Annotated in this window: 22 protein-coding genes, 1 tRNA gene and 1 pseudogene; 7 read left to right on the forward strand and 17 right to left on the reverse strand. The window is 71.3% G+C overall.

Going from position 1 to position 24141, the window contains the following annotated elements; all coding sequences use genetic code 11:
* Nucleotides 1–76: 76 nt before the first annotated feature.
* Nucleotides 77–1075, forward strand: a pseudogene (locus AC5JJ1_RS07315) (IS630 family transposase); the annotation flags it as partial.
* A gap of 447 nt (nt 1076–1522) precedes the next feature.
* Here AC5JJ1_RS07315 and AC5JJ1_RS07320 read toward each other — a convergent pair.
* Nucleotides 1523–2287: an SDR family oxidoreductase gene (locus AC5JJ1_RS07320; RefSeq protein WP_495784453.1), complete on the reverse strand. Its 765-nt coding sequence runs from the start codon at nt 2285–2287 to the stop codon at nt 1523–1525.
* A 103-nt stretch (nt 2288–2390) separates the two neighbouring features.
* Between AC5JJ1_RS07320 and AC5JJ1_RS07325 the strand changes: the two genes are divergently transcribed.
* Nucleotides 2391–2831, forward strand: coding sequence for a winged helix-turn-helix transcriptional regulator (locus AC5JJ1_RS07325; RefSeq protein ID WP_495784454.1), 441 nt, complete (start codon nt 2391–2393; stop codon nt 2829–2831).
* Between the two features lie 70 nt (nt 2832–2901).
* On the opposite strand, the gene AC5JJ1_RS07330 is transcribed toward AC5JJ1_RS07325, so the two are convergent.
* From AC5JJ1_RS07330 to AC5JJ1_RS07365, 8 genes are all read right to left on the reverse strand, one after another.
* Nucleotides 2902–3753: an alpha/beta fold hydrolase gene (locus AC5JJ1_RS07330; protein WP_495784455.1), complete on the reverse strand. Its 852-nt coding sequence runs from the start codon at nt 3751–3753 to the stop codon at nt 2902–2904.
* Between the two features lie 57 nt (nt 3754–3810).
* The gene (locus AC5JJ1_RS07335) at nt 3811–4878 is read right to left on the reverse strand and encodes a hypothetical protein (RefSeq protein WP_495784456.1); all 1068 of its coding nucleotides are present in this window, start codon (nt 4876–4878) and stop codon (nt 3811–3813) included.
* 36 nt (nt 4879–4914) lie between these two features.
* Entirely contained in the window at nt 4915–5448 is a 534-nt protein-coding gene (gene greB / locus AC5JJ1_RS07340) for a transcription elongation factor GreB (RefSeq protein WP_495784457.1), read from the reverse strand.
* Nucleotides 5445–6374: a TAXI family TRAP transporter solute-binding subunit gene (locus AC5JJ1_RS07345; RefSeq protein ID WP_495784458.1), complete on the reverse strand. Its 930-nt coding sequence runs from the start codon at nt 6372–6374 to the stop codon at nt 5445–5447. The genes greB and AC5JJ1_RS07345 overlap by 4 nt, the downstream gene beginning before the upstream one ends.
* A gap of 9 nt (nt 6375–6383) precedes the next feature.
* Nucleotides 6384–7163 (reverse strand): hypothetical protein, encoded by a 780-nt coding sequence (locus AC5JJ1_RS07350; protein ID WP_495784459.1) that lies wholly within the window; start codon nt 7161–7163, stop codon nt 6384–6386.
* An 8-nt stretch (nt 7164–7171) separates the two neighbouring features.
* On the reverse strand, nt 7172–8161 hold the full coding sequence (locus AC5JJ1_RS07355) for an MBL fold metallo-hydrolase (protein ID WP_495784460.1): 990 nt from the start codon (nt 8159–8161) through the stop codon (nt 7172–7174).
* Between the two features lie 205 nt (nt 8162–8366).
* On the reverse strand, nt 8367–9152 hold the full coding sequence (locus AC5JJ1_RS07360) for a hypothetical protein (protein ID WP_495784461.1): 786 nt from the start codon (nt 9150–9152) through the stop codon (nt 8367–8369).
* Between the two features lie 4 nt (nt 9153–9156).
* On the reverse strand, nt 9157–10263 hold the full coding sequence (locus tag AC5JJ1_RS07365; protein ID WP_495784462.1) for a LysM peptidoglycan-binding domain-containing protein: 1107 nt from the start codon (nt 10261–10263) through the stop codon (nt 9157–9159).
* A 126-nt stretch (nt 10264–10389) separates the two neighbouring features.
* On the opposite strand from AC5JJ1_RS07365, the gene AC5JJ1_RS07370 reads away from it, so the two are divergent.
* Nucleotides 10390–11916, forward strand: coding sequence for an AMP-binding protein (locus AC5JJ1_RS07370; protein WP_495784463.1), 1527 nt, complete (start codon nt 10390–10392; stop codon nt 11914–11916).
* A 21-nt stretch (nt 11917–11937) separates the two neighbouring features.
* Here the strand turns inward: AC5JJ1_RS07370 and AC5JJ1_RS07375 are convergent, their stop codons facing one another.
* From AC5JJ1_RS07375 to AC5JJ1_RS07410, 8 genes are all read right to left on the reverse strand, one after another.
* Complete coding sequence (locus tag AC5JJ1_RS07375; RefSeq protein WP_495784464.1) at nt 11938–12900, reverse strand: tripartite tricarboxylate transporter substrate binding protein; 963 nt, start codon at nt 12898–12900, stop codon at nt 11938–11940.
* 68 nt (nt 12901–12968) lie between these two features.
* The gene (locus tag AC5JJ1_RS07380) at nt 12969–14141 is read right to left on the reverse strand and encodes an acyl-CoA dehydrogenase family protein (protein WP_495784465.1); all 1173 of its coding nucleotides are present in this window, start codon (nt 14139–14141) and stop codon (nt 12969–12971) included.
* 19 nt (nt 14142–14160) lie between these two features.
* On the reverse strand, nt 14161–15276 hold the full coding sequence (locus AC5JJ1_RS07385; RefSeq protein ID WP_495784466.1) for a CaiB/BaiF CoA transferase family protein: 1116 nt from the start codon (nt 15274–15276) through the stop codon (nt 14161–14163).
* Nucleotides 15277–15382: 106 nt separating this feature from the next.
* A complete protein-coding gene (locus tag AC5JJ1_RS07390) occupies nt 15383–15808 on the reverse strand; it encodes a con-10 family general stress protein (protein ID WP_495784467.1) in 426 nt (141 codons plus the stop codon).
* A gap of 241 nt (nt 15809–16049) precedes the next feature.
* Entirely contained in the window at nt 16050–16880 is an 831-nt protein-coding gene (locus AC5JJ1_RS07395) for an ABC transporter permease (RefSeq protein ID WP_495784468.1), read from the reverse strand.
* 7 nt (nt 16881–16887) lie between these two features.
* Nucleotides 16888–17913 (reverse strand): ABC transporter substrate-binding protein, encoded by a 1026-nt coding sequence (locus AC5JJ1_RS07400; RefSeq protein ID WP_495784469.1) that lies wholly within the window; start codon nt 17911–17913, stop codon nt 16888–16890.
* A gap of 18 nt (nt 17914–17931) precedes the next feature.
* Nucleotides 17932–19008: an ABC transporter ATP-binding protein gene (locus tag AC5JJ1_RS07405; RefSeq protein WP_495784470.1), complete on the reverse strand. Its 1077-nt coding sequence runs from the start codon at nt 19006–19008 to the stop codon at nt 17932–17934.
* Between the two features lie 2 nt (nt 19009–19010).
* On the reverse strand, nt 19011–19823 hold the full coding sequence (locus tag AC5JJ1_RS07410) for an ABC transporter permease (RefSeq protein ID WP_495784471.1): 813 nt from the start codon (nt 19821–19823) through the stop codon (nt 19011–19013).
* Nucleotides 19824–19997: 174 nt separating this feature from the next.
* On the opposite strand from AC5JJ1_RS07410, the gene AC5JJ1_RS07415 reads away from it, so the two are divergent.
* The 4 genes from AC5JJ1_RS07415 to AC5JJ1_RS07430 all read left to right on the forward strand — a co-directional run bounded on the left by AC5JJ1_RS07415 (nt 19998) and on the right by AC5JJ1_RS07430 (nt 24122).
* Nucleotides 19998–20090 (forward strand) — tRNA-Ser (locus AC5JJ1_RS07415).
* 141 nt (nt 20091–20231) lie between these two features.
* Nucleotides 20232–20717, forward strand: coding sequence for a calcium-binding protein (locus AC5JJ1_RS07420; protein ID WP_495784472.1), 486 nt, complete (start codon nt 20232–20234; stop codon nt 20715–20717).
* Nucleotides 20718–20760: 43 nt separating this feature from the next.
* Nucleotides 20761–21930 carry an MFS transporter gene (locus tag AC5JJ1_RS07425; RefSeq protein WP_495784473.1) on the forward strand — a complete coding sequence of 390 codons (1170 nt, stop codon included), beginning with the start codon at nt 20761–20763 and terminating at the stop codon, nt 21928–21930.
* A 92-nt stretch (nt 21931–22022) separates the two neighbouring features.
* Nucleotides 22023–24122: a PQQ-dependent dehydrogenase, methanol/ethanol family gene (locus tag AC5JJ1_RS07430; RefSeq protein WP_495784474.1), complete on the forward strand. Its 2100-nt coding sequence runs from the start codon at nt 22023–22025 to the stop codon at nt 24120–24122.
* The last annotated feature ends 19 nt before the right edge of the window (nt 24123–24141 follow it).

Raw genomic sequence — 24141 nt, forward strand, 5'->3', positions numbered from 1 at the left:
CCATCTCACCGGAACACCATGAATCACAGATTGGTCCCGTTTCGGAAGCCCCTGCGATTCCAGTCAGGCCGAAAACGCTCTAGCCCAGCGCATCCGCGTCGTGCTGGCTTGCGCCGAACCCGGCGTGACCAACCTCGGGGTGGCTGAGGTCCTGGGCGTCAGCCGCCAGACAGTGGCGACCTGGCGCGGACGCTTCGCCGAGCACCGTCTGCAAGGATTGATGGACGCTCCGCGCTCTGGGGCGCCACGCAGCATCGGCGACGATGCGGTCGAGCGCCTGGTGGCCCTGACGCTGGAGCAGGCGCCGCAGAACGCCACGCACTGGAGCACGCGCTCCATGGCGCGCCGCGTTGGCATGAGCCAGACCGCGGTGTCGCGCATCTGGCGCGCCTTCGGCCTGCGGCCGCACCGGGCGGAGACCTTCAAGCTGTCGTCCGACCCGGCCTTTGTCGAGAGAGTGCGCGACGTGGTCGGGCTCTATCTTGCTCCGCCGGACCGCGCTTTGGTGCTGTGCGTGGACGAGAAGCCGCAGATCCAGGCGGCGCAAGGCACGGCACCGGCATTCCCGATGCGCCCAGGTCAGGCCGAGCGGCCCACCCATGACTATCACCGTCGTGGCACGATCGACCTGTTCGCCGCGCTCGACGTGAAGTCCGGCAAGGTAATCGGCGCCTGCGAGCGGCGCCACCGCAGCGTTGAGTTCCGCGCCTTCCTAGACCGGGTCGACGACTGTGTGCCGCCGGATCTCGAGGTCCACCTCGTGCTCGACAACCTGAAGACCCACAAGACCCGGCTGATCCACGACTGGCTCGTCAAGCGCCCGCGCTTCCATCTGCACTTCACGCCGACCAGTGCCTCGTGGCTCAACCTGGTCGAGTGTTGGTTTGCCCTCCTGAGCCGTCGGCGCCTCGAGCGCGGCGCCTTCACCAGCACAGCGGACCTGGAGGCGGCGATCCAGTCCTACATCGCCGAGACGAATGCCACCCCGAAGCCCTTCGTCTGGACCAAAGCCGCAGACGACATCCTCGCCAGCGTCGCTCGGTTTTGCCTCAGGACTTCTAACTCAGACCACTAGCGGGCCGGGGCCCATTGGGCGAGGGCCGGGGTGGCGAGCAGGGCGGCAGCGAGGGCCGGCAGGCTGCGGCGGGCGGTGGGTGGCATGTCGGTACGTCCCCTGTCGGCGGAATGATGCCGGCAGGGAGAGCGCGGGTGCAACCGGCGGCGGGGATCGCCAGGCGGCCTCAGAGCAAGCGCCGATCGGATGGGATCTGCCGATCGGGGTCACCGGCTCGGCCAAACAAGATGCTGGAGCTCCTTCCGCGAAGCAGGTCGGACGGAACCCATTCCGTCGATCGGCTACGGCATGCCGGGACGGGGCGCGGCTTTGCACCCGTTTGCGCCGTCGGCCGGGCGCAGCCGGCCTCCCGCAGCACCGGCGAGGCGCCCCCGCCTTGGCCGGACGGCGCTCCGGCAGCCTTGCCCTCCGCCGCTTCGGTCGTCCGGCATCGGGCCGGGGAGCGGCTCAGCCCTGCCGGGCCTTGGCCGCGAACTCGTTCAGCCGCGTCATCGCGGCGTCGAAGCGCCCCTCGGCCTCGGCGAAGCGCAGGACGCGGACGCGCTCGACCAGGATCTCGGGGGGCGTGGGCTGCCGGGCGAACTGGGCCATGACCTCGTCCACGAAGGCGTCGAGCGGCTGGTAGCCCGGGCGGCTCTCCTGGCCCGGCGTGAGCCCGGTCTGCACCGCCGGCGGGGCGAGCTCGATCACCTCGACGCGGTTCCTCAGCACCTCCCGCAGGGCGAGGGTGTAGGAATGCATCGCGGCCTTGGTGGCGTTGTAGGTCGGCGTGGTGACGAGCGGCACGAAGGCCAGCCCGGAAGTGACGTTGACGATTGCCGCATGCGGCTGTGCGGTGAGGTGATCGACCAGCGCATCGATCAGCCGGATCGGCCCGAGCAGGTTGGTGTTGACCGTCGCTTCGGCATCCGCGAGGTCGCGCCGCCGATCCAGCGCCTCGAAGCGCATGATCCCGGCATTGTTGACGAGCACGTTGAGCCTGGGGTGCTCGACGAGCAGCCGCGCCGCGAAGTCGGCGACGCCCGCGGCGCTGTCCACGTCGAGCTCGATCGCATGCATGTTCGGCCGGCCGGCGATGGCGCTGTCCAGCGCGCTCCGCCGCCTGCCGGCGACGATCACCGTGTTGCCGAGGTCATGGAAGCGGTTCGCCAGCGCCGCTCCGATGCCGGAGCCGCCGCCGGTGATCAGGATGGTGTTGCCGGTCTGGTTCATCGGGCTGCTCCTTCGGGATGGGAGCCCTCGATTTAACGGCCCGCATTTGATGAGGAAGGAGGCACCCCAAAATATCCACACTTACCGAAAGGAGAGCGCTGCCGTGTCCCGCCTGCCCTTCAGCGAAACGACTCTCCGGCGGGCCCACCGCATCGCGGAGACCGCCCCGCCCGCGGAGTGCGACCCCCGGGTGGAGGCGCTGGTCAACGACCTCATCGGGCGCGTGGCCGACAAGTGGACCATGATCTCGCTCGAGGTGCTGGCGGAGCATGGCGAGCTCCGCTTCACGCAGCTCGCCCGGCAGATGCGGGGGATCAGCCAGAAGATGCTGACCCAGACGCTGCGCCAGATGGAGCGCGACGGCATGGTGGCGCGCCATGTGCACGCCGTCGTGCCGCCCCGGGTCGACTACCGGCTGACGGAGCTCGGGGCGAGCCTCGGGGCCGCCTTCTGTGGCGTATGGATCTGGACGGAGGAAAACCTCGCAAAGGTCGAAGCCTCGCGGGACGCCTTCGACGCCAGCGCGGAACGGCCGGGGACATAGCGCCGGCCGCGGCCGTTCGCCGCATCGGCCCGGACGCCAAGGCCCGGCGCGTGGCAGCGGCACGCCCTAGTCAGCGGTGGCTTGGCCCCAGCCGCCGCACCAGCATGTCCACCAGCATCGCGTTGAAGCTCTCCGCCGCCTCATAGGCGGCCCAATGGCCGGCGCCGGGAATGAGGCCAGTCCAGGCCTCGGGCTGGACCTCGCGCAGGGCGGCGAAGCGACGGCCGATCTCGGGGAAGGCGATGGCGTCGCGCTCGCCGTACAACAGGGCGACCGGGGCGCGGGCGCGGGCGATCGCGTCCTTCAGGCTGGTGGTGCTGGCGAAGCCGCGGCTGCGGAAGCGGGCGGCGACCGTGTTCGCCTCCTGGATCTCGAGGGCGAGGGCATCGATGCGCACGGGGTCGGCGAACATCAGCGTCGCCAGGTTGTGCCGATGGGCGGCGATCCGGGCCTCGCCGGTCTCGCTGCGGACCTTCCTCAGCGGCGTGACCTGGCGGGGGAGGCCGAGCGCGCCGGCGCCGACCAGGGTGACGCTGCGCAGCCGCTCATCCGCCTGGGCCGCCAAATGGCCGGCCAGCAACGCGCCGAAGGAGAAGCCGCAAAGGTCGTAGCGGCGCGGGCCGAGGATGTCGGCGAGGCCCGCGAGGAGGATGGCGGCGACGGGGGCGGGGCTTTCGGCGGGGGGCGGCATGTCGCTGTCGCCGAGGCCAGGGAGGTCGGGGCAGACCACCAGGCGGTCGCGCGCCAGCGGCTCGATGTTGCGGGCCCAGTGGCGCCAGGAGCCGGAGCCGCCATGCAGCAGGACGAGGGGGGTGGCCTCGGCCCTGGGATCGCCCCAGAGGCGCCAGGCCAGGCGGCCCCCGCCGCAGGGGGTCTCGATGCGGCGGGCGGCGGCGTCGAGGCGGGCCAGGAGGTTGGCCATGCGGCGGTCGGTTCTCCTGGATGCGGCGCCGCAGGATCGGGCGGGACGGGGGGCGGATCAAGACCTGCGGTTGGTGAAGCGGGCGTTGCCGAGGCCGGTGCCGATGGTGAGGACGCCCCAATGGGCCACATCGCCCGTCCAGGGCACCTGGCTGAGGCCCTGCACCACGGCGTCGTTGTGCATCACGATCACCGTGTCATGGCCGCCGATCTCGGGCAGGGCGGCATGCAGCCGGGCGGGCAGGTTGAAGCGCCCGCTCTCCCAATTGCCGGGGAGGTTCTGGGCGCCGCGGGCGATGCTGCCGTCGTGCTCGACATGGCCGGGGCAGCCGATGCCGATGAAGGGGGCAACGGCCAGGCCGCGCTTCTCCGCCTTGTGCAGCATCTCCCGCAGCATCTCGATCAGGCGGTCGATGGCGGCCTCGCGGCCGGGCTTGTCGTCGCGGTGGCGCCAGATAGCGCTCTCCCAGAGGCAGGCGGCGGAGAGGTCGGGCGCCTTCCGCAGATGCGGGCGGACGAGGCCGACGCGGATATTCGAGCCGCCGATGTCCACCGCCAGCAAGGCGTCATGGCCGAGAAAGATCCAGGGCGGGGCGAGCTGCGTCGCGCCGATGAGGCCGGCCTCGTCCGGGTCGTGGCGGATGGGCGTGAGGTCGACGGCGATCTCCTCGCCCTTCAGCAGCATGGAGGTGCGGCCGATCGCCAGCTCGCCGACGCGGCTGCCGCGCATGCCGCCGCCGATGACGATGCGCTCCGTGCCCTGCCAGTCCTTCAGCTTCAGCAGCCGCTTGACGACGGTGGTGAGCGACTGGGCGAATTCCTCGACGACGCCATGGACCAGACCGCCGAGTTCCGGGTCGCCCTCGGCAAGGATCTTGTCGAGCTGGCGGCGGCCGATGGTCTCGGGCGCGGCGTCGCCGAAGGGGTCCTCCTTGTCGACCGCCTTCAGGCGCTGGCGCCACTCCGCCAGGATGGCGCGAAAGGCGGTGCTGCTGGCGCGGTCGCCGAGGAAGCCGTCAGGGGTGCGGAGGGTGGCGTTGGCCGTGTCGACGGTGACGGCGGGCAGCTCCGTCGCGCCATGGGCGGGGAAGCCGGGAGGGTTGGGCCGGCGGGCCTGTTCGGTCATGCCAGCGCCAACGCCGGCGGCGGGCGGATGTTTCGGTCAGGTTTCCGGATAGCGGATGGCGACGACCTCGAGCGTCTCCGCCCCCTGCGGGGTGCGGAGGCGGACCAGGTCGCCGATGCCGGCGCCGAGCAGGGCGCGGGCGACCGGGGAGACCCAGGAGATGCGGCCCTGAGCCGTGTCGGCCTCGTCGATGCCGGTGATGGTGACCGTGACCTCGCGGTCGTCCTCGCGGGCATAGGTGACGGTGGCGCCGAAGAAGACGCGGTCGCGGCGTGGCTGCGCGGCGGGGTCCACCACCTGCACGCGCTCCAGCCGCTTGCGGAGGAAGCGGAGGCGGCGGTCGATCTCGCGCAGGCGGCGCTTGCCGTACTGGTAGTCGGCATTCTCCGAGCGGTCGCCGAGGCCTGCGGCCCAGGAGACGACCTCGACGACCTTCGGGCGCTCCTCGGTCCAGAGGCGGTGGAGCTCGGCCTGCAGCGCGGCGTGGCCGGCGGGGGTCATGTAGAGGGGCGAGCCGGGCGGGAGGCCGGGCGGGGCGTCGTCCTCCTCGTCATCCCCGCGCGGGGTCATGCGCGGAAGCGGGTCCAGCCGGGGAGGCGGGCACCGAGGTCGACCTCGCGCCATTTCGGGTGGCGCGGGGGGCGGAGGAAGGCCGGGAATTTCTCCTCGAAGGCGGCGGCGAAGCGGGCGAGCTTGCGGTGGCGCTCGGTGCCGGGCGTCCAGGCATAGCAGGCCATGACGGCGCCGACGGCGATGGTATCGACCGGGGCGCCCTCGATGAGGGCGGGATAGTCGGCGGGGGCGAGCGTCGCCGGCAGGTAGGTCTCGAGGAGGCGGGGCGTCATCGGGATGGGAAGGAAGCGGAGCGGGGTGCCGGAGGGCGGGCCGCCGAAGAGGCGGGCGGGCTTGCCAGTGACGTAGGCGAGCGCCGCGATCTCGCCGCGGCGGAGCTGCTCGAGCGCCGCGTCCTGCGGGGCGTGGCTCGCCTCGATGGGGATGCCCTCGAAGAGCAGGTTCGCGGTCATCGCCGTGCCGCTGCCCCGGAGGTCGATGTTGACCGGCTTGCCGGCGAGGTCGGCCAGGCTGTCGATGCCCGGGCCGGCAAGGATGTGGACCTCCTCGTCATAGAGCTTGGCGACGTACTGGACCAGGCTGTCGAGGCCGGGGAGCAGGCGCTGGCGGCGAGCATAGGCGAGGACGTCGGACTGGACGATGCCGATGTCGACGCCGCGCAGCACCAGGATGTCGCTGATGTTCTGCAGCGAGCCGCGGCCGAGGATGGGGAGGATGCGCAGCGCGTCGCCGTCGTCGAGCACGGCGGCGAGGTCGGCGGCGATGCGGGCATAGGTGCCGTCGATGCCGCCGGTGACGATGCCGATGGTGCCGGCATTGGCGCGGGCGGCGAGGGCGTTGAGCGACTGCACGAGGGTCTGCGCCGCGGCCGGCTGAGCGGCGGCGGCGAGGGTGGCGGCAAGCAGCGTGCGGCGGGCGGGCATGGGTAGGGCTTAGCCCGGCTGCGTCCCGGAGGCCAGCAGGCGGCGGAGGCCGAGGCCGATCGGGACCATGCCCGGGATGACGGTGCGGGTGAAGGCCTCGATCGGGGCGAGGGCGCGCGGGTCGGGCAGCGGGCCGGGGATGGCGAGCATCGGGCGGATCGCATCGGCCTCCGCCTCGGCGAGGCGCAGGGTGGTGGCGCGGGCGGCCCGGATGGCGGCGGGGTCGATGAGCGCGCTGGCCCGCGCGGGAAGCTCGGCGAGGAAAGCCGGCCAGTGGGCGAGGTGGAGGTAGAGGCTCGGCACCACGTCGCCGCCAGGGCGGGCGGCGAGGGCGGTGACGAGCGCCGCGGTCGGCGGGGGCAGGGCGTCGAGGCGCGGGAGGGGCGGCGGGGCGGGCAGCATCGCCTCCACGGCGAGGCGGGGCGGCGGCGGGGCCGGATGCGGCGGGTCGCCGGCCAGGGCGCGGCGGAGGGCGGTCAGCAGGATCAGGTTGGTGAGGTTGCCGCGGTTGTAGGCATCGACCAGGACGGCGATGGCGGGATCGGCCGGGCCCGGCTCGAGCGGCGGGAGGCGGATGGCGGCGGCAAGGCGGGCGCGGGCGCCGGCCAGGCTGCCATCCTCGAGCGGTGGCCGGATGGCGTGCCAGAGCCAAGGCAGCACGCCATCCAGCGTCGCCAAGTGGCGGTGGATGAGGTTGACGAGGGGGACGCCGCTGGCCGCGCGCAGCTTGGCGTAGAGCGCCGCGATCGCGGGCGGCGCCTCGGCTTCGCGGAGCTCGGCCAGCGGCACGCGGCCCCCTACAGCGTCGTCACGTTGACCGGGGCCGGGTACCAGTCGAAGCCCTCGCCCGCCTTCCCGACATGGCCGAGGCCGGGCCATGGGAAGTGGTAGGAGATGACCGGGTGCTTGTCCGCGGCCAGGCGCGTCAGCATCCTGAGGCGTGACTGGGCGGAAAGCTTGGGGTCGGTGTCGAAGGAGAATTCCCAGAGCGGCTTCTTCAGCAGCAGGATCTGGTGGTGCGCCAGGTCGCCGGTGTTGACGACGGTGTTGTTGCCGTCGGAGATGAAATAGACCATGTGCCCCATCGTGTGGCCGGGCGTGGCGAAGGCGGTGACGCCGGGCGTGACCTCCTTGCCGTCCTGCACCATCACCATGCGGTCGCGATAGGCCGAGAGGTTCTTCTTGGCGCCGTCGATGAAGGGCACCATGAACTCCGGGCCCTTCTTGTTGGCATCGTCGGTCCAGAAGCGCAGGTCGGCCTCGCTCACCGCCACCTGGGCGTTGGGGAAATTGCGGTTGCCCTGCGCATCCACCAGCGCCCAGCAATGGTCGCAATGCGCATGCGTCAGGACCACCATGTCGATCTGCGCCGGGTCGATGCCGGCGGCCTTCATGTTGCGCAGCAGCCGCCCCGTGGTCGGGCCGAACATCTGGCTCGCGGCCCCCATGCTCTCGCCCATGCCGGTGTCGAAGAGGATGAGCTGGCGGCCGGTGTTCAGCACCAGCGCATTCTGCTCGAGCGTCGCCGAGGCGGGGTCGAGGAAGTTGCTGGTCAGCAGGTTGCGGATTTCCTCGGGCGGGGAGGCTGGGAAGGCGGGCTCCGGCTTGCCGAGCGGCAGCGAGCCGTCGGAGATGATGGTCAGCTCATAGCTGCCGAGCTTGAAGCGGTGCCAGGCAGGCGGCAGATCGTTGCGGAAGGGCGCGGCGGCGCGGGCGGCGGTGGCGGTGACAAGGGCAGGCGTGGCTGCGGCGGCGCCCAGCAGGGCACGGCGGCTTAGGACGGGCATGCTTTTCCTCCCTGGAGCAACCCCCGTCCGGATGGAATCACCGGAACGGCGTGAGTTGCTCGCCCAAACAACAGCCTGAGGCAGCGTCCGCGCCGAGGTGAACGGGCGCCGCGCCAGGCAGATCAACCGCATCGGTAGGCGGCGAGGCAGCATGGCAGAAAGCCGGCGGCAGGTTCACCCGCCTCGATCGCGGTGGGGGCCGTTTTCAGCCGGCGATGCCGAAGCTTTGGAACACCGCATCCATGCGCGGGTCGATCGCGCCGTAGCTCTGGCGCAGCAACGCGACCTTCCTGGCGACCAGCGGCAGCCGTGCCGCGAGGCGCAGCACCGCCGGCGCATCCGTCATCACTTTTTCGGCATAGACGTTGAAGTCGTTCTCCGGCGATGTGGCGCCGTAGGCGTCCAGGAAGCCGGATTCGGGCGGCGGCAGCCCCCGGTCGCGGCGCAGCTGCACCGCCGCGCTCGGCGCAAAATCCCAATTATCAGGCAGCGTGGCGCGCCAGCGCCTGGCGGTATCGCCCCTGGCATAGACGAAGGAGGAGAGCTCGTGATGCAGGCCGAGGCGGCAGGTCTCGCGGATGGCGCCCGCGCCGATCCGCAGCGGCGCCGAGAGCAGGATCCAGGCGGGACCATAGGTGCCGCCCGCCGCCTCGCCCTCGATGGTCATCGCGCCGCCGATGAAGACGGCCGAGACCAGCCGCGCCATGAAGTCCGGCGGGTACTGCGCCATCGAGGCCTCCAGCCCGTCCAGGGCCGGGCCGATGGCGGCGGGCTCGGCTGGCTCGACGGCGACGCCGGGCGGCAGCGCATCCTGCGGCCCAAAGGGCGGGCGGTGGAAATCGCGCGGGTCGCCGGCGGCGACGAGGATGCCCTGCGCCAGGCCGAGGCGGCGCATCCGCTCGGCCGGGTCCGAGCCGGGCCGGAGCAGCACGGCGCCGCCGAGGCCGCACAGCCCGGCCGCCGCCAGCAGCAGGTGGCGACGGGCCGCCATCGCTTCAGTGCGCGAGCTGGAGGGTGGTGCCCAGGGTGACGGAGGCCGGCGCCGCGGCCCGCGGCACCGCCGCCGCCGCCCCCTCCAGCATCGCCGCGCCGCGCATCCAGGCCGCCCCGGCCGCGGCGAAGGAGGCGGGGTCGTCCGCGGCGCCGACGAAGCCGGTGAGCACATCCTCGACCACCGTGGCGACGACGATCGCCCCGGCCGTCGCCATCAGCCCGACGCCGATCACCTTGTCCCACTGGATGGATGGCTCAGGCTGGCGCAGCGGCTGGGGCGACGGCACCGGGGCGCGCTGGGGCGGTGACGGCGGCACGGCCTTGGGCGTGATCTCGACGACAAATTTCACGTCGAAGGCCGCATAGGCCGCATCCCCGACCGTGCCTTCGAGCTTGGGGAAGCGGATCTCCGCCCGCAGCTTCGGCACCGGGCTGTTCGAGGACATCTCGACGCCGATCGCGGTCGCCGGGGTGTTCGGCGTCGTGCTCTGGCTGACCAGCATGGAGCGGATGGTGACCCGCTTCTCCTTCGGGTCGAAGACGACGCGGTTGTCCGCGGTGAGGGTGCCATAAGCGTGGTGCAGGTCGCGCGTGGCCTGCACCTCCAGCTCGCCGCGGCTGGTGACATAGGTCGAGGGAAAGCTCTTCTCCGACTTCAGCAGGACATCGCCGGTCACGCGCATCTCGATCAGGGCGACCGGGGTGTCGATCGGGGGATAGCGAAGGTCGTCGAGCCGATACTTGAACGAGATGGGCGAGCGGATCATGGGCAGGCTGCGCTGCAACGGCCCTGGCTGGCGCAGCGGCTGCGGGGAGACCGGTTCCCGATGCAGTTGCGTCAGGTCCTGCGCGGGAACGAGATCGGCCGGCGGCGGCGGGTTCCACTGGCCGGGCCTCGGCGGCTCGGGCCGGCCCACGGCCGGGATGAGTATGACCTGGCCCACGAAGATCAGGTCGGGGTCGCGGATGCCGCGCCTGGTTTCCCCGATGATGTCGGGGCGGTTGTTGTAGCGCCAGATGCGGGGCCATTCGGCGCCCCGGCCGAGATAGGTCCTGGCCAGGGACCAGAGCGTGTCGCCACGGCGGACGACATGGCGCGTGCCGTACATGGTAGGTCCTCAACCCTCCACCGGAGGCTACAGCAGGCGCTTCCGGTTCGGCAACGCCCGCGGCACCGGCTGCCGATTGACGCGGCTGCACCCCGAGTCCAGGCTCCGGGCGGAGGAAACACGCGCATGCCGCATTTGGCCCATTGGGCGGAACGCCAGCCGGAGAAGCCCGCCGCGATCTTCCCCGATACCGGCGTCACCGTCAGCTATGGCGCGTTGCAGGCGCGGGCGCGGCGGGCGGCGCACTGGCTGCTGCGGCTGGGGCTCGAGCCGGGCGACGGCATCGCGGCGCTGCTCGACAACCGGCCGGAATTCCTCGAGCTCGCGGAGGCGGCGCGGCTGGCGGGGCTCTACATCACGCCGCTCTCCATCCATCTGCGGCCGCATGAGGTGGCCTATGTGCTGAACGACAGCGGTGCGAAGCTCGTCGTCGTCAGCCCGGAGCTGGAGGGACTGGCCGCGGCGCTGGTGGCCGAAGGGGCGATCGGCGGGCGGCCGCGCTATGCGCTCGGCGCGGGCATCGCCGGATACGAGAGCTACGAGGCGGCGCTGGCGGCCGAGGATCCGGCGGCGCCGCTGCCGGAGCGGCCGCTCGGTCGGGAGTTCCTGTATTCCTCGGGCACGACGGGGCTGCCGAAGGGCATCCGCCGGCCGATGCTGCCGCATGACCAGCGCGACGCGCCGATGTGGGACATGACCTGGAAGTCGCTCTACGGCTTCGACGAGGGCACGGTCTATCTCTCGCCGGCGCCGCTCTACCATGCGGCGCCCTTCGGCTATGTCGGCAGGACGCTGCAGGAGGGCGGCACCGCCGTCATCCTCCGCAAGTTCGACGCGGCGCAATGCCTCGAGGTGATCGAGCGCTACCGCATCACGCACAGCCAATGGGTGCCGACAATGTTCGTGCGGCTGCTGGCGCTGCCCGACGCGGTGAAGCGGCAGCACGATCTCTCCTCGCATCGCTGCGCCATCCATGCGGCGGCGCCCTGCCCGGTCTCGGTCAAGCGGGCGATGATCGAATGGTGGGGCCCGATCCTCAACGAATACTATGCGGGCTCCGAGGGCATCGGGACGACGGTGATCGACAGCGCGACCTGGCTCAGGAAGCCGGGCTCGGTCGGGCGGCCGGTGAACGGCGTCAGGCTCTACATCACCGGGGAGGACGGGCGGGAGCTGCCGCCTGGCGAGACGGGCGTGATCCGCTTCGAGGGCGGGCCCCGCTTCGCCTACCACAACGCGCCCGAGAAGACGGCCGCCTGCTACGACGAGCGCGGCTGGGCCACGCTCGGCGACCTCGGCTGGGTGGATGAGGAGGGGTTCCTCTTCCTCTCCAACCGCCGCGCGGACCTCATCCTGTCGGGCGGGGTCAACATCTACCCGGCGGAGATCGAGGCGACGCTGGCGCAGCACCCCGCGGTCGGCGAGGTGGCGGTGGTCGGGGTGCCGCATGCGGAGATGGGCGAGCAGGTGCATGCGGTGATCGTGCCGCGTGCCGCGGTCGAGCCCGCCGAGCTGGACGCCTGGTGTCGGGAGCGGCTCTCCGGCCTGAAGCGGCCGAAGAGCTACGAATTCGTCGAGGACCTGCCGCGCTCGGAGGCGGGCAAGCTGCTGCGGCGGATCCTGAAGGAGCGCTACCTGACGACGGCAGGCTGACGGTGCCGTTGTCGGGGCGCGTCAGCCCGTGCCGAGGCCAAGGCGCTTCACGCGCGCCTCCTCCGTGTCGATCGTTTCCGCCATGTTGCGGGCGTAGTCGGCGCTGTTCATGTAGAGGAGCGGCTGGTCGAGCTTGGCCAGCACGGCGAGATGCGCCGGGTCGTGCAGGGCGCGGCGGAAGCCGTCATGCAGGGCGGCGAGAATGTCGGGGTCGAGGCCGGCGGGGGCGACGAGGCCGTAGGGCGAGGTGATGACCATGCCCGCATAGCCGAGCTCGAGCAGCGTCGGCACCTCGGGGAAGCCGGGGCGGCGGTCGGGCGTCCAGACATTCAGCAGGCGGAGCCGGCCTTCCCTGATCAGCTCGTAGAGGCCGGTGCCGGCGGCGGTCGCCTCGATATGGCCGCCGAGCAGGGCGGGCACCGCATCGGCCTCTCCGCGGAAGGGGACGTGGACGACGTCGAGCTTCTCCCGCTCGGCGAGATCGAGCATCGCCAGGTGCGGCGTGCCGTTGGCGCCGGTATTGCCCCAGCGGTGGCGGCCGGGGTTGCGACGGGCGTCGGCGACGACCTCCTGCCAGCTCTGCCACGGGCTGTCGGCGCGGACGACGATGCCGAAGGTGTAGCCGGTGAGGTGGATGACGGGGGTGAAGTCGCGCCGCGGGTCATAGGCCATGCGCTGCATGAAGGGCAGGCGGAGGCCGGGGAGCGTCATCTGCGAGACGAGGTAGCCGTCGGGTTTGGCGCGGGCCACGGCGGCGGGGCCGAGGGTGCTGCCGGCGCCGGGCCGGTTCTCGGTGACGACGGTCTGGCCGAAGGCGCGGCTGGCGGCCTCGGCCAGCGCCCGCATCTGCACATCCGTCGCGCCGCCGGCGGGGAAGGGGACGAGGAGGGTGATCGGGCGCTCGGGGAAGCGCGGCTGGGCGCGGGCCAGGGCGGGCGCGGCGAGGGCGGCGCCGAGCAGGGCGCGGCGAGTGGCGTGCGGCATGGATGCTTCGTCCCGGAAGGTCTTGTCGTTGTCGCCCCGCCGCGCCGGGCGGCGGGGCTTCCAGGCTTCTACAGCGTCCGGCCGATGATTTCGCGCATGATCTCGCTGCTGCCGCCATAGATGCGGCCGATGCGGGCATCGGCCCATGCGCGGCCGATCTCGTACTCCGCCATGTAGCCGTAGCCGCCATGCAGCTGGAGGAAGTCGTCGAAGAGGCGGTTCTGCATCTCGGCGCCGAGCAGCTTGGCGGTCGCCGCCAGCTCGACCGTCAGCTCGCCGCGGAGGTGCAGCGCCAGGCAGTGGTCGGCGAAGACGCGGAACATCGTCGCCTGGGCCTTGGCATCGGCGAGCTTGAAGCGGTTGTGCTGGAAGTCGATCACCGGCTGGCCGAAGGCCTGGCGCTCCTTGGTGTAGGCGACGGTCTTCTCGAGCATCACCTCCATCCCCATCGCGGCGCGGACGGCGATGACCAGGCGCTCCTGCGGCAGGTTGCGGATGAGGTAGGAGAAGCCCTTGTTCTCCTCGCCGAGCAGGTTGCCAACGGGGACGCGGACATCCTCGAAGAACAGCTCCGAGGTGTCCTGCGCGTGGAGGCCGATCTTCTCGAGGTTGCGGCCCCTGGTGAAGCCGGGGGTGCCCGCCTCGACGCAGATCAGGCTGATGCCGCGGCGGCCGGCGCTCGGGTCGGTCTTGGCGCAGACGATGACGAGGTCGGCGAGCTGGCCGTTGCTGATGAAGGTCTTGGAGCCGTTGATGACGTACTCGTCGCCCTCGCGGCGGGCCGTGGTGCGCATGGCCTTGAGGTCGCTGCCCATGCCGGGCTCGGTCATGGCGATGGCGCCGATGATCTCGCCGCGGGCCATCCTCGGCAGCCAGTCGCGCTTGCGCTCCGCCGTCGCCAGGTCGGCGATGTAGGGGACGACGATGTCGGAATGCAGCGGGAAGCCGGGGCCGGTGCAGTTGGTCCGCGCGATCTCCTCGATGATGATGGCGCTGTAGCCGAAATCGGCGCCGGCGCCGCCGTATTCCTCCGACAGCATGGGGCAGAGCAGGCCGGCGGCGCCGGCCTCGAGCCAGACGCTGCGGGGGACGATGCCGTCGCGCTCCCATTGCCGGTGATGCGGGACGATGTGCTTCTCGAAGAAGCGGCGGACCTGGTCGCGGAACATCTCGTGGTCCGCAGTGTAGACGGTGCGCGGGCCGGCGAGGCTGCGGCCGGGCAGGGCGGGGTTGGTGTCCATGACCTGTCTCTTCCCTTGGTCAGATGGCGTCGGCGGTGCGGAGGGCGGCGATCTCGCCCGCGCTGAAGCCGCAATCGGCGAGGATGTCCTCCGTCGCCGGCCGAGCCGGCGGGCCGGGCTCGGCCTGGGTCCGGCTGAAGCGGGGGGCCGGGGCGGGCTGCACGACGCCGTCGCGGACGAGGAAGGTATGGCGGGCCTGGTTGTGCGGGTGGCGCGGCGCCTCGTCCATGTCGAGGACGGGGGCGATGCAGGCATCCGTCCCCTCGAACAGCGCGGCCCAGTCGTCGCGGGTGCGGCTGCGGAAGATGGCGATCAGCTCGCCCTTCAGCGCGGGCCAGGCGGCGGGGGACATGCGGTCGGGGAAGCGGGCGGTGTCGAGGCCGAGCTTCTCGCACATGAGGGCGAAGAATTGCGGCTCGATGGGGCCGACCGCGATGCTGCGGCCATCGGCGCATTCATAGGTGTCGTACCAGGGCGCGCCGCCGTCGAGCATGTTGGTGCCGCGGTCGTTCGACCAGCGGCCGCGGGCCTTCATGGCGTATATCGGTGCCATCAGCAGGGCGGCGCCGTCGACCATGGCGGCGTCGACGACCTGGCCGCGGCCGCTCCCCTTCGCCTCGAGCATGGCGGCGAGGAGGCCGAGGGCGAGAAGCATGCCGCCGCCGCCATAGTCGCCGACGAGGTTCAGCGGGGGGACGGGGCGCTCGCCGGGGCGGCCGATGGCGTGCAGCGCGCCGGTGAGGGCGATGTAGTCGATGTCGTGGCCGGCGGACTGGGCGAGCGGGCCCTCCTGGCCCCAGCCGGTCATGCGGCCATAGGCGAGGCGCGGGTTGCGGGCGAGGCAGGCATCGGGGCCGAGGCCGAGGCGTTCCATCACGCCAGGGCGGAAGCCCTCGATCAGGGCATCGGCAGATTCCACGAGGCGGAGCGCCGCCTCGACGGCGGCGGGCGACTTGAGGTCGAGGGCGAGGCTGCGGCGGCCGCGGAGGACGAAATCCTCGGGTGCCGACGCGGGCGCGCCCTTGCGGTCGAGGCGGATGACCTCGGCGCCGAGATCGGCCAGCACCATGCCGCAGAAGGGGCCGGGGCCGATGCCAGCAAATTCCAGGACGCGCAGGCCCTTGAGTGGTCCCATTGGGCTTCCTCCGATCTTGCGGGGAAGCCTAGCAGGCTATGCGAATTGCGGAAGAAAAAATGGGCCGGCATCGCTGCCGGCCCCGCCATCGCGTCAAGCGATCCGCTTAGCTGCGGCCGCCCTTCTTGCCGGCCTCGCTGGCCTTCTCGCGGTCCTGGGCGAAGTTGCCGGAGTTGCCCTGCGAGCCGCCGCCGCCATGGCTGGCCTGCCCGCCCGCGCGGCCCGCTTCGGCGGCCTTCTCGCGGTCATTGGCGAAATTCGCCGGGTTGTTCTCCTTGCCCTGGCTCTGGCCGCCGATGCGGCCCGCCTCGGCGGCCTTCTCGGGGTCATTGGCGAAGTTCGCCGGGTTGTTCTCCTTGCCCTGGTGCTGACCGCCGATGCGGCCCGCCTTGGCGGCCTTCTCGCGGTCGTTGGCGAAGTTGCCCGGGTTGTTCTCGGCGCCCTGGCTGGTGCCGCCGGCCTGGCCGGCGCGCGAGGCCTTCTCGCGGTCGTTGGCGAAGTTGCCGGGATTGCTGTTGCCGCTATTGGCCATGATGTTCATCCCCGTTCCGTTGACTGCGTGGCCGCCTTGTCCGCGGCTTGCGGCGAAAGAACGTGGAACGGTGGGCCTGGATGCGGCACGGCCCGCACAAGGGCGAGAAAAAATACTGCAAAATCAGTATTATAAACTGTCAGGAGGCGGGATGGTGCGGCGCTTCGCCAAGCCTTTGGCGGGCAATTGCGGGGCCGGTCTGGCAATATCCACAAGGGAGTAACCGGCATGGTTTTCGCGTTCAGCGGGAGCGCGAGCGGCCGGCGAGGATGCTGCTGCCGATGACGGTCAGCACCAGGGTGACGATCAGCAGGAGGAAGGCGAGCGCCGCGCCGAAGGGCCAGTTGGTGCCCCGTACGAACTGGTCATAGACGGCGGGCGCCATCATCTTGAACTGCGGGCCTCCGAGCAGCACCGGCGTCGCATAGGCGTTCATGCAGAGGATGAAGACGAGGACGCAGCCGGCGGCGACGCCCGGCAGGGCGAGCGGCAGCACGACGCGGCGGAAGGCGGCAAACGGCCCGGCGCCGAGATTGGCTGCTGCCTCCTCGACGCCGCGGGGGATACCCTCGATCACCGCGGCGAGCGTCAGGATCATGTAGGGGGCGACGACGGCGAGGATGCCGACGATGACGGCGCCGGTGGTGTAGAGCATCGACCAGGGCTCGGCGAGGAGGCCCACGCCGAGCAGGCCAGCGTTGATGGCGCCGTCGCGGCCGAGGAGCGCCATCCAGCCGGCGGCGCGAACGACGTTGCCGACCAGCAGTGGGAAGAGCGTCAGGATGGTGGCGAGGCTCTTCCACCGGCTCTCCATGCGCGCGAGCCAGTAGGCGGCCGGGAAGCCGATCAGCAGGGCCAGCAGGGTGCAGGAGAAGGCGACGCCGAGGGTCGTCCCCAGCACCTCGCGGTAATAGGGGTCGGCGACGGCGCGGAGGTAATTCTCCGCGCTCATCGCCTCCTGCATCATCTGCGCCGCGTCGTAGCGGTTCAGGCTGATGCGGAACAGCATCGCCATGGGCGCGACCAGGAGGCCGAGCACCAGCAGCGTCGCGGGGAGGAGGAGGGCGGCCACCGCCCCCTTACCGCTTGAACTCCTTGTTCCAGAAATCGATGAGCGCGACCTGGTTCCTGGCGATGTACTCGTAGTCCGGCGTGCGGAGCTTGGCCTGCTGCTCGGGCGTCAGGCTGATCTGCTTCGCCAGCTCGGAGGGAAGCTGGGCGTCGGTGACGGTCGGCGCGTAGCCCATGCGGTCGGCGAAGGCGGTCTGGGCGCGGGCGTCGAGCGCGGCGTCGAGATAGGCCATGGCGCCTTCGCGATTGCGGGCGTTCTTCGGCACGGCCATCTCGAAGCAGATGCTGGTCGCGCCCTCGCTCGGCACCGCATGCTCGACGGGAATGCCGGATTTCTTCCACATGAAGCCGCGGGCGAGCCACATGATGGTCAGCCAAACCTCCTCGGACTTGAGTGCGGCCGCCAGCGCCTCGTTCGAGGGGTAGAGCTTCACGTCGAGGCTGCGGAGCTCCATCAGCTTCTTCTTGCCGGGGTCGTAGTCGTGCTCGGTGCCGCCGGCAACCAGCGACGCGGCCTCCATGTTCTGCAGGTGAAGGATGTCGACCAGGCCGACGCGGCCGCGATACTTCGGGTCCCAGAGATCGGCATAGGACTGGGGCGGCGCCGAGACCTTCGACGGGTTGTAGAGCACGACCTTGGCCGAGTAGATGTGCGGCGCGGAATAGGGGCGCTTCAGCGAGGGGACGGCCTTGCCGAGATTGGGGACGCGGCCGGCCTCGATGCTCTCGAAGACGCCCTGCTGCGCCATGGTGAACATGTCGACATCGGAGAGGCAGCAGACATCCATGCTGCCGCGGCGCGAGGAACGCTCGGCGATGAGCTTGGTCTTGCGCGGGTCCTGCGGGCCGACATCCTGCAGCACCTCGATCCCCTTCGGGGCGAGCAGCGGCTTGTCGATGTTGGAGGCGAGCAGGTCCCCGTAGTCGCCGCCCCAGGTGCCGACGACGACTTGGCCGGAGCCCTGGGCAGCGGCGAAGCCCGGAAGCCCGGCGGTGAGCGTGGCGGCGAGGGCGCTGCGGCGTGTGAGCATCATGCTTGCGTCTCCTGGGGTTCAGGCCTGGTCGTCGGGGAGGTCGCCGGGCTCGGCCGGCAAGAGGCGGGCCTCGGCCGGATCCCAATGGGCGAGCACGGCATCGCCGGGAGCGAGGCCGCGGCGGGGGTCGCCCTCGGCCGGCGTCGGCGCGACGGCGACGAGGCGGGTACCGGCGAGGTCGAGATGGTACTCGGTCTGGGCGCCGAGATAGGTGACGGCGGCAAGGCGGGCAGGGAGGCCGTCGCCCGCGGCCGCGAGGGCGATGCGCTCCGGGCGGAGGGCGAGGATGTCGCCGGGGCGGGCCGGCTGCGGCAGGCAGGGCAGCAGGGCGCCGCTCGCGGTGCGGAACCCGCCGGGCGCCTCCGGCGTGCCGCGCAGCAGGTTGCAGCGGCCGATGAAGCCGGCGACGAAGGCATCGGCCGGCTGCTCGTAGAGCGCCTTCGCCGTGCCGATCTGGCGGACGCGGCCGCGCTCCATCACCACCAGCCGGTCGGCCATGGTCAGCGCCTCCTCCTGATCATGGGTGACGAAGAGGGTGGTGAGGCCGAGCCGCTGCTGCAGCGCGCGGATCTCGATGCGGACCTCGGCGCGCAGCTTGGCGTCGAGGTTGGAGAGCGGCTCGTCGAGCAGGAAGACGGCGGGGTTGACGACGAGGGCGCGGGCGAGGGCCACGCGCTGCTGCTGGCCGCCGGAGAGCTGACGGGGCAGGCGGTCGGCCAGGCCCTCGAGGCGGGCGAGGCGGAGGGCCTCGCGGACGCGGGCGTCGCGCTCGGCGCGGGCGACCTTCCGCATCTCGAGGCCGAAGGCGACATTCTCGCCGACCGTCATGTGCGGGAAGAGGGCGTAGGACTGGAACACCATGCCCGTGTCGCGGCCATGCGGCGGCGTGTGCGTCACGTCGCGGCCGGCGATCAGGATGCGGCCGCTGCTCGGCGCGATGAAGCCGGCGACCATCCGCAGCGTCGTCGTCTTGCCGCAGCCCGAAGGGCCGAGGAGGGCGACGAATTCGCCCTCTGCCACCTCGAGGTCGACGCGCTCGACGGCGACGGTGCTGGCGAAGCGGCGGCTGAGGCCGTCGAGGGTGAGGGTGCCCATCCTCAGACGACGCGGCTCAGCGAGACGAAGCGGTCGGTGATCAGCATCAGGGCACCGACAAGGGCGATCTGCACGGTGGCGACGGCGGCGAGCGTCGGGTCCACGCGGAACTCCAGGTAGTTCAGCATGGCGACGGGCAGGGTGGTGCGGCCGGGGCCGACCAGCAGCAGCGTCAGCTCGAGATTCTCGAAGCTCTGGATGAAGCTGAACAGGCAGGCGGCGACGACGCCCGGGCGGAGCATCGGCAGGGTGACGCGGCAGAAGACGGTGAAGGGGCGGGCGCCGAGATTGGCCGCCGCCTCCTCCGCTGCACGGTCGAGGCCCTGGAGCGAGGCGGCGACCAGGCGGACCGTCCAGGGGATCGTCAGCAGGACATGGGCGGCGACCAGGCCGGGGAGGGTGCCCTTGATGTCGTCATCGACCCAGAATTCGGCCCGGACATAGAACAGGTAGAGGGCGGTGCCGGCGACGACTCCGGGCACGGCCAGGGGCCCGAGCAGCAGCGTGTTCAACGTGCCGCGGAGCCCGCTGAGCCGGGCGCGCGAGAGGGCCAGCGACGCCGCGGTGCCGAGCGGGACGCCGATGGCAGTGGCGGCCAGGGCGAGTTGCAGCGAGGTGGCGAAGCCGCGGGCGAATTCCCGCTTCTCCCAGGCATTGGCGTACCAGGCGAGGGTGAGGCCTGTCGGCGGGAAGGAGACGATCTCCTGGGCGAAGACGCTGATGACAATCACGGCCAGCACAGGCGCCAGGATCAGCCCATAGGCCCCCGTCACCGCCACGCCGAACGCTGCCCTGTGCAGGCGCGACCCTGCCATCAAGCCCCCTTCCGTCTCCCGGGGCGCACGGTGGGGCGGGGCGGGGCGGGGGTCAAGCGCTGGTGCGGCTGGCGGAACGTGCCGGTGCGGGCGGGAGCGGATGTTGGGTTTGACGGGGTGGGGGGGCTTCGGTATGAAGCGGCCTGCATACGTCGTGAGCCGTGCTGCACCTGCGGAGGGGTGGCCGAGTGGCTGAAGGCGACGGTTTGCTAAACCGTTATAGGGGGTCAACCTCTATCGTGGGTTCGAATCCCATCCCCTCCGCCAGTTCCCGACAGAGTTCTGCGGATCGATATTACAAAGCGGAAATGTTGCCGCTTCACCGTATACTCAACCCAGAGTGAACGGTTGGCTGCCTTCCGATGACGTATTCTGCGAATGCGATGACCGCTTCGAGGGATACCGGACGTGACCCAGTATTTTGGCACCAATGCATCCGAGACCTTTCAGGCCTCGGCGCTGGCCGACATGGTGTTCGGCGGCGGTGGCGACGACGTGCTGTTCGGCAATGCCGGCAGTGACAGCCTCTACGGCGGCGCGGGGGCGGATGTCCTGCTCGGGGGCGCGGGCGACGACGTCCTCCGCGGCGGCACCGGCAGCGACTTCATGATCGGCGGGCTGGGCGCCGACGTCTTCCGCTTCACCGGGTCCGCCAACGGCGGGCCGGGCGACAGCGACGGAATCGGCGATGTCATCGGCGACTTCCACCAGGGCGAGGACCACATCAAGTTCACCGCCGTCTCGCCCTGGACGGTGACCATGCAGCTGGAGGACGACGGCGACCTCGTCATCCATTACGGCACCCTCGGCGGCGCGCCGGGGCCCCATCGGGGCACCATCACCCTCGAGCATCTCGGCCACTACCTCGCGGCAAAGGATTTCATCTACACCTGACCGGCCGGGGCGACGCTTCCCCGCCACCGCGGAGGGAGGGCCCATGGACCCGAAATGGCGGGCGCTGCTCGTGCTGACGGCGGCGCGGACCAGCCTTGGCTTCCAGTTCCAGTCGGTGGCCTCGGTGTCTCCCATGCTGGTGCAGGAGCTGGGGCTCGACGGGGCCGATCTGGGCGGGCTGATCGGCCTCTACTTTCTGCCGGGGCTGGTGCTGGCCCTGCCGGGCGGGGCGCTCGGGCGGCGCTTCGGCGACAGGCGGGTGGTGGTCGCGGGGCTGCTGCTGATGGCCTTGGGCGGGCTGGTGGCCAGCCTGGCCACGGGCTTCGCCGGGCTGGCGGCAGGGCGCGTGCTGGCCGGCTTCGGCGCGGTGCTGCTCAACGTGCTGATGGCGAAGATGGTGACGGACTGGTTCGCCGGGCAGCGGGAGATCGTCCTCGCCATGGCGATCTTCGTGAACTCCTTCCCGATCGGCATCGGGCTGGCGCAGCTGAGTCTCGGGGCCCTGGCGGCGGCGGCCGGCTGGGCATCGGCCTTTGCGGCGACGGGGGCGCTGGCGCTGGTGGCGCTGCTCGTGCTCGGCCTCGGCTACCGGAGGCATCCGAATGACGGTGCCCCGGCGGGCGGGGCGATGGGCGGGGCGCGCATCTCGGGGCGGGAGGTGGCGCTGGTCTGCCTCGCCGGGGCGCTGTGGGGCGGGCTCAATGGCAGCTTTGCGGTGACGATCGGCTTCGCGCCGACCTTCCTCGCCCAGGGCGGGCTGTCGCCGGCGCGGATCGGGCTGGCGGTGGGGGTGGCGACCTGGCTTTCGGTCGCCTCGGTGCAGGCGGGTGGGATGCTGGCGCAGCGCGGGGCCTCGCCGGCCGTGCTGCTGGTGGGGGGATGCCTGGTCTGGGCGGCCTGCCTGCTGGCGCTGGGGGTGGGGTCCGGTGCCGCCGCGCTGCTGGTGGCGGGCCTCGCCACGGGGCTGCCGGTCGGCGTCATCATGGCCTTGCCGGCGCAGGCACTGCGGCCGGAGAACCGCGCCGTCGGCATGGGGCTGTTCTACACCTGGCTCTATGTCGGCCATGCCGGGCTGCCGCCGGCCGCGGGCTGGGCAGGCGATGCATCGGGGATGCCGGCGGCGCCGCTCCTCGCCGCGGCGGGCTTCGTGGCCGGGCTGCCGGTGATCTATGCCCTGTTCCGGCTGCTCACGGGGCGGCGCATGGAAGGCTAGCGGGCCGAACGCCGCGGTTGCGCTTTTCGTATACTCCCGCTTAGGCTTCCTCCAACCGGTCCACGAGGTCCGGATATGGAGGGAGATGATCCATGCCCCTGCACCGCACCGTCCTTGCGGCGCTGCTCGCCGGCGCCTTCGTCGGCACGGCCGGCGCGCAAGGCCTGACGCCGGAGCGCATCCGGGCCGCGACGGGCGCCGTCGACCAGCAGAGCATCATCGCCAATGCCGCCACCGGCCGCGACTGGCCGAGCTACGGGCTGAACTATTCGGAGAACCGGTTCAGCCCGCTCCGGGCGGTGAACAGCGACACGGTGGGGCGGCTGGGGCTGGCTTGGTCCTACGACCTCGGCTCGCGGCGCGGCGTGCAGGCGACGCCGCTGGTCGTCGGCGGGGTGATGTATGTCACCGGATCCTGGAGCATCGTCCATGCGGTCGACGCGAAGACCGGGCAGCCGCTCTGGACCTTCGACCCGCAGGTGCCGCGCGAGCATGGCGAGCGGGGTTGCTGCGACGTCGTCAACCGCGGTGTCGCCGTCTACCAGGGCAAGGTCTACGTCGCCTCCTATGACGGGCGTCTCTTCGCGCTCGATGCGGCGACGGGGCAGAAGCTCTGGGAGCGGGACACGATTATCGACCGGAGCCGGGCCTATACCATCACCGGCGCGCCGCGGGTCTTCGGCGGCAAGGTGATCATCGGCAATGGCGGCGCGGAGTACGGCGTCCGCGGCTACCTCACCGCCTATGACGCGGCGACGGGCGACCAGAAGTGGCGCTGGTTCTCCGTCCCCGGGGACCCCTCGAAGCCGCCGGAGGATGAGAGCATGGCGCGGGCCATGCGCACCTGGGACCCGGCCGGGCGCTGGTGGGAGTCGGGCGGCGGCGGGACGATGTGGGACACCATGGCCTACGATCCCGAGCTGAACCTGATGTATGTCGGCACCGGCAACGGCTCGCCCTGGAACCGCAACCTGCGCAGCCCCGCGGGGGGCGACAACCTCTACCTCAGCTCGATCGTCGCGCTGAACCCGGAGACCGGCCAGTATGTCTGGCACTACCAGGAGACGCCGGGCGACCATTGGGATTTCACCTCCACCCAGCCGATGATCCTCGCCGACCTCGACATCGACGGGCGGCGGCGGAAGGTCGTGATGCATGCGCCGAAGAACGGCTTCTTCTTCGTCATCGACCGGCAGACGGGCGAATTCCTCTCGGCGCGCAACTTCACCGCGGTGAACTGGGCGACGGGCTATGACAACGAAGGCCGGCCGATGGAGAACCCGGCGGCGCGCAGCGTGGACCAGCCCTTCGAGGCCATCCCGACCGCCTACGGGGCGCGCAACTGGCACCCGATGTCCTTCAACCCGCAGACCGGCCTGGTCTACATGCCGGTGCACGGCGTGCCGCTGACGCTCTCGCCCGACCAGGGCTGGCGGATGAACGCCTCCTCGCCGATGCGCTTCCAGAGCGCCTCGGGCTGGAATCTCGGCTTCTACCTCAATGCGGTCGACCCGAAGGCCAAGGCCTTCGGCCGGCTCGTCGCCTGGGACCCGGTGCGGCAGATGGAGGCCTGGGGCGTCGATTACTCCGGGCCGTGGAACGGCGGCACGCTGACGACGGCGGGCAACCTCGTCTTCCAGGGCACGGCGGATGGGCGCTTCATCGCCTATGACGCGCGCGACGGGAAGAAGCTGTGGGAGGTGCCGGTCGGCTCCGGCGTCGTCGCCGCACCCTCGACCTACGAGATCGATGGCGAGCAGTATGTCTCGATCGCCGTCGGGTGGGGCGGCGTCTACGGCATCGTCCAGCGGGCGACGGACCGGGTCACGCCGGGGCGGGTCTACACCTTCCGCATCGGCGGCACGGCGCCCATGCCGGCGGTGGTGCAGGCGGAGCGGCGGCCGCTGGTCAGCGGCATCGCCTACAAGGCCGAGGACGTGCCCGCCGGCGCCGGGCTCTATGTGCAGAACTGCGCCGGCTGCCATGGGGCGCCCGGCGTGAACAATGGCGGCAACGTCCCCAACCTCGGCTATGCGCACCGCGAGCTGCTGGAGGAGCTGCCGAAGGTGGTGCTCGAAGGGGCCTTCCTCGGCAGCGGGATGCCGCGCTTCGCAGGGCGGCTGGACGAGGCCCAGGTGCTGCAGATCAGGGCCTTCATCCTCAGCTCAGCGGATGCGGCCCGGCGCCAGTGACCGCCGGGCGGCCCCGGCC

Source organism: Belnapia sp. (genome assembly GCF_059504005.1).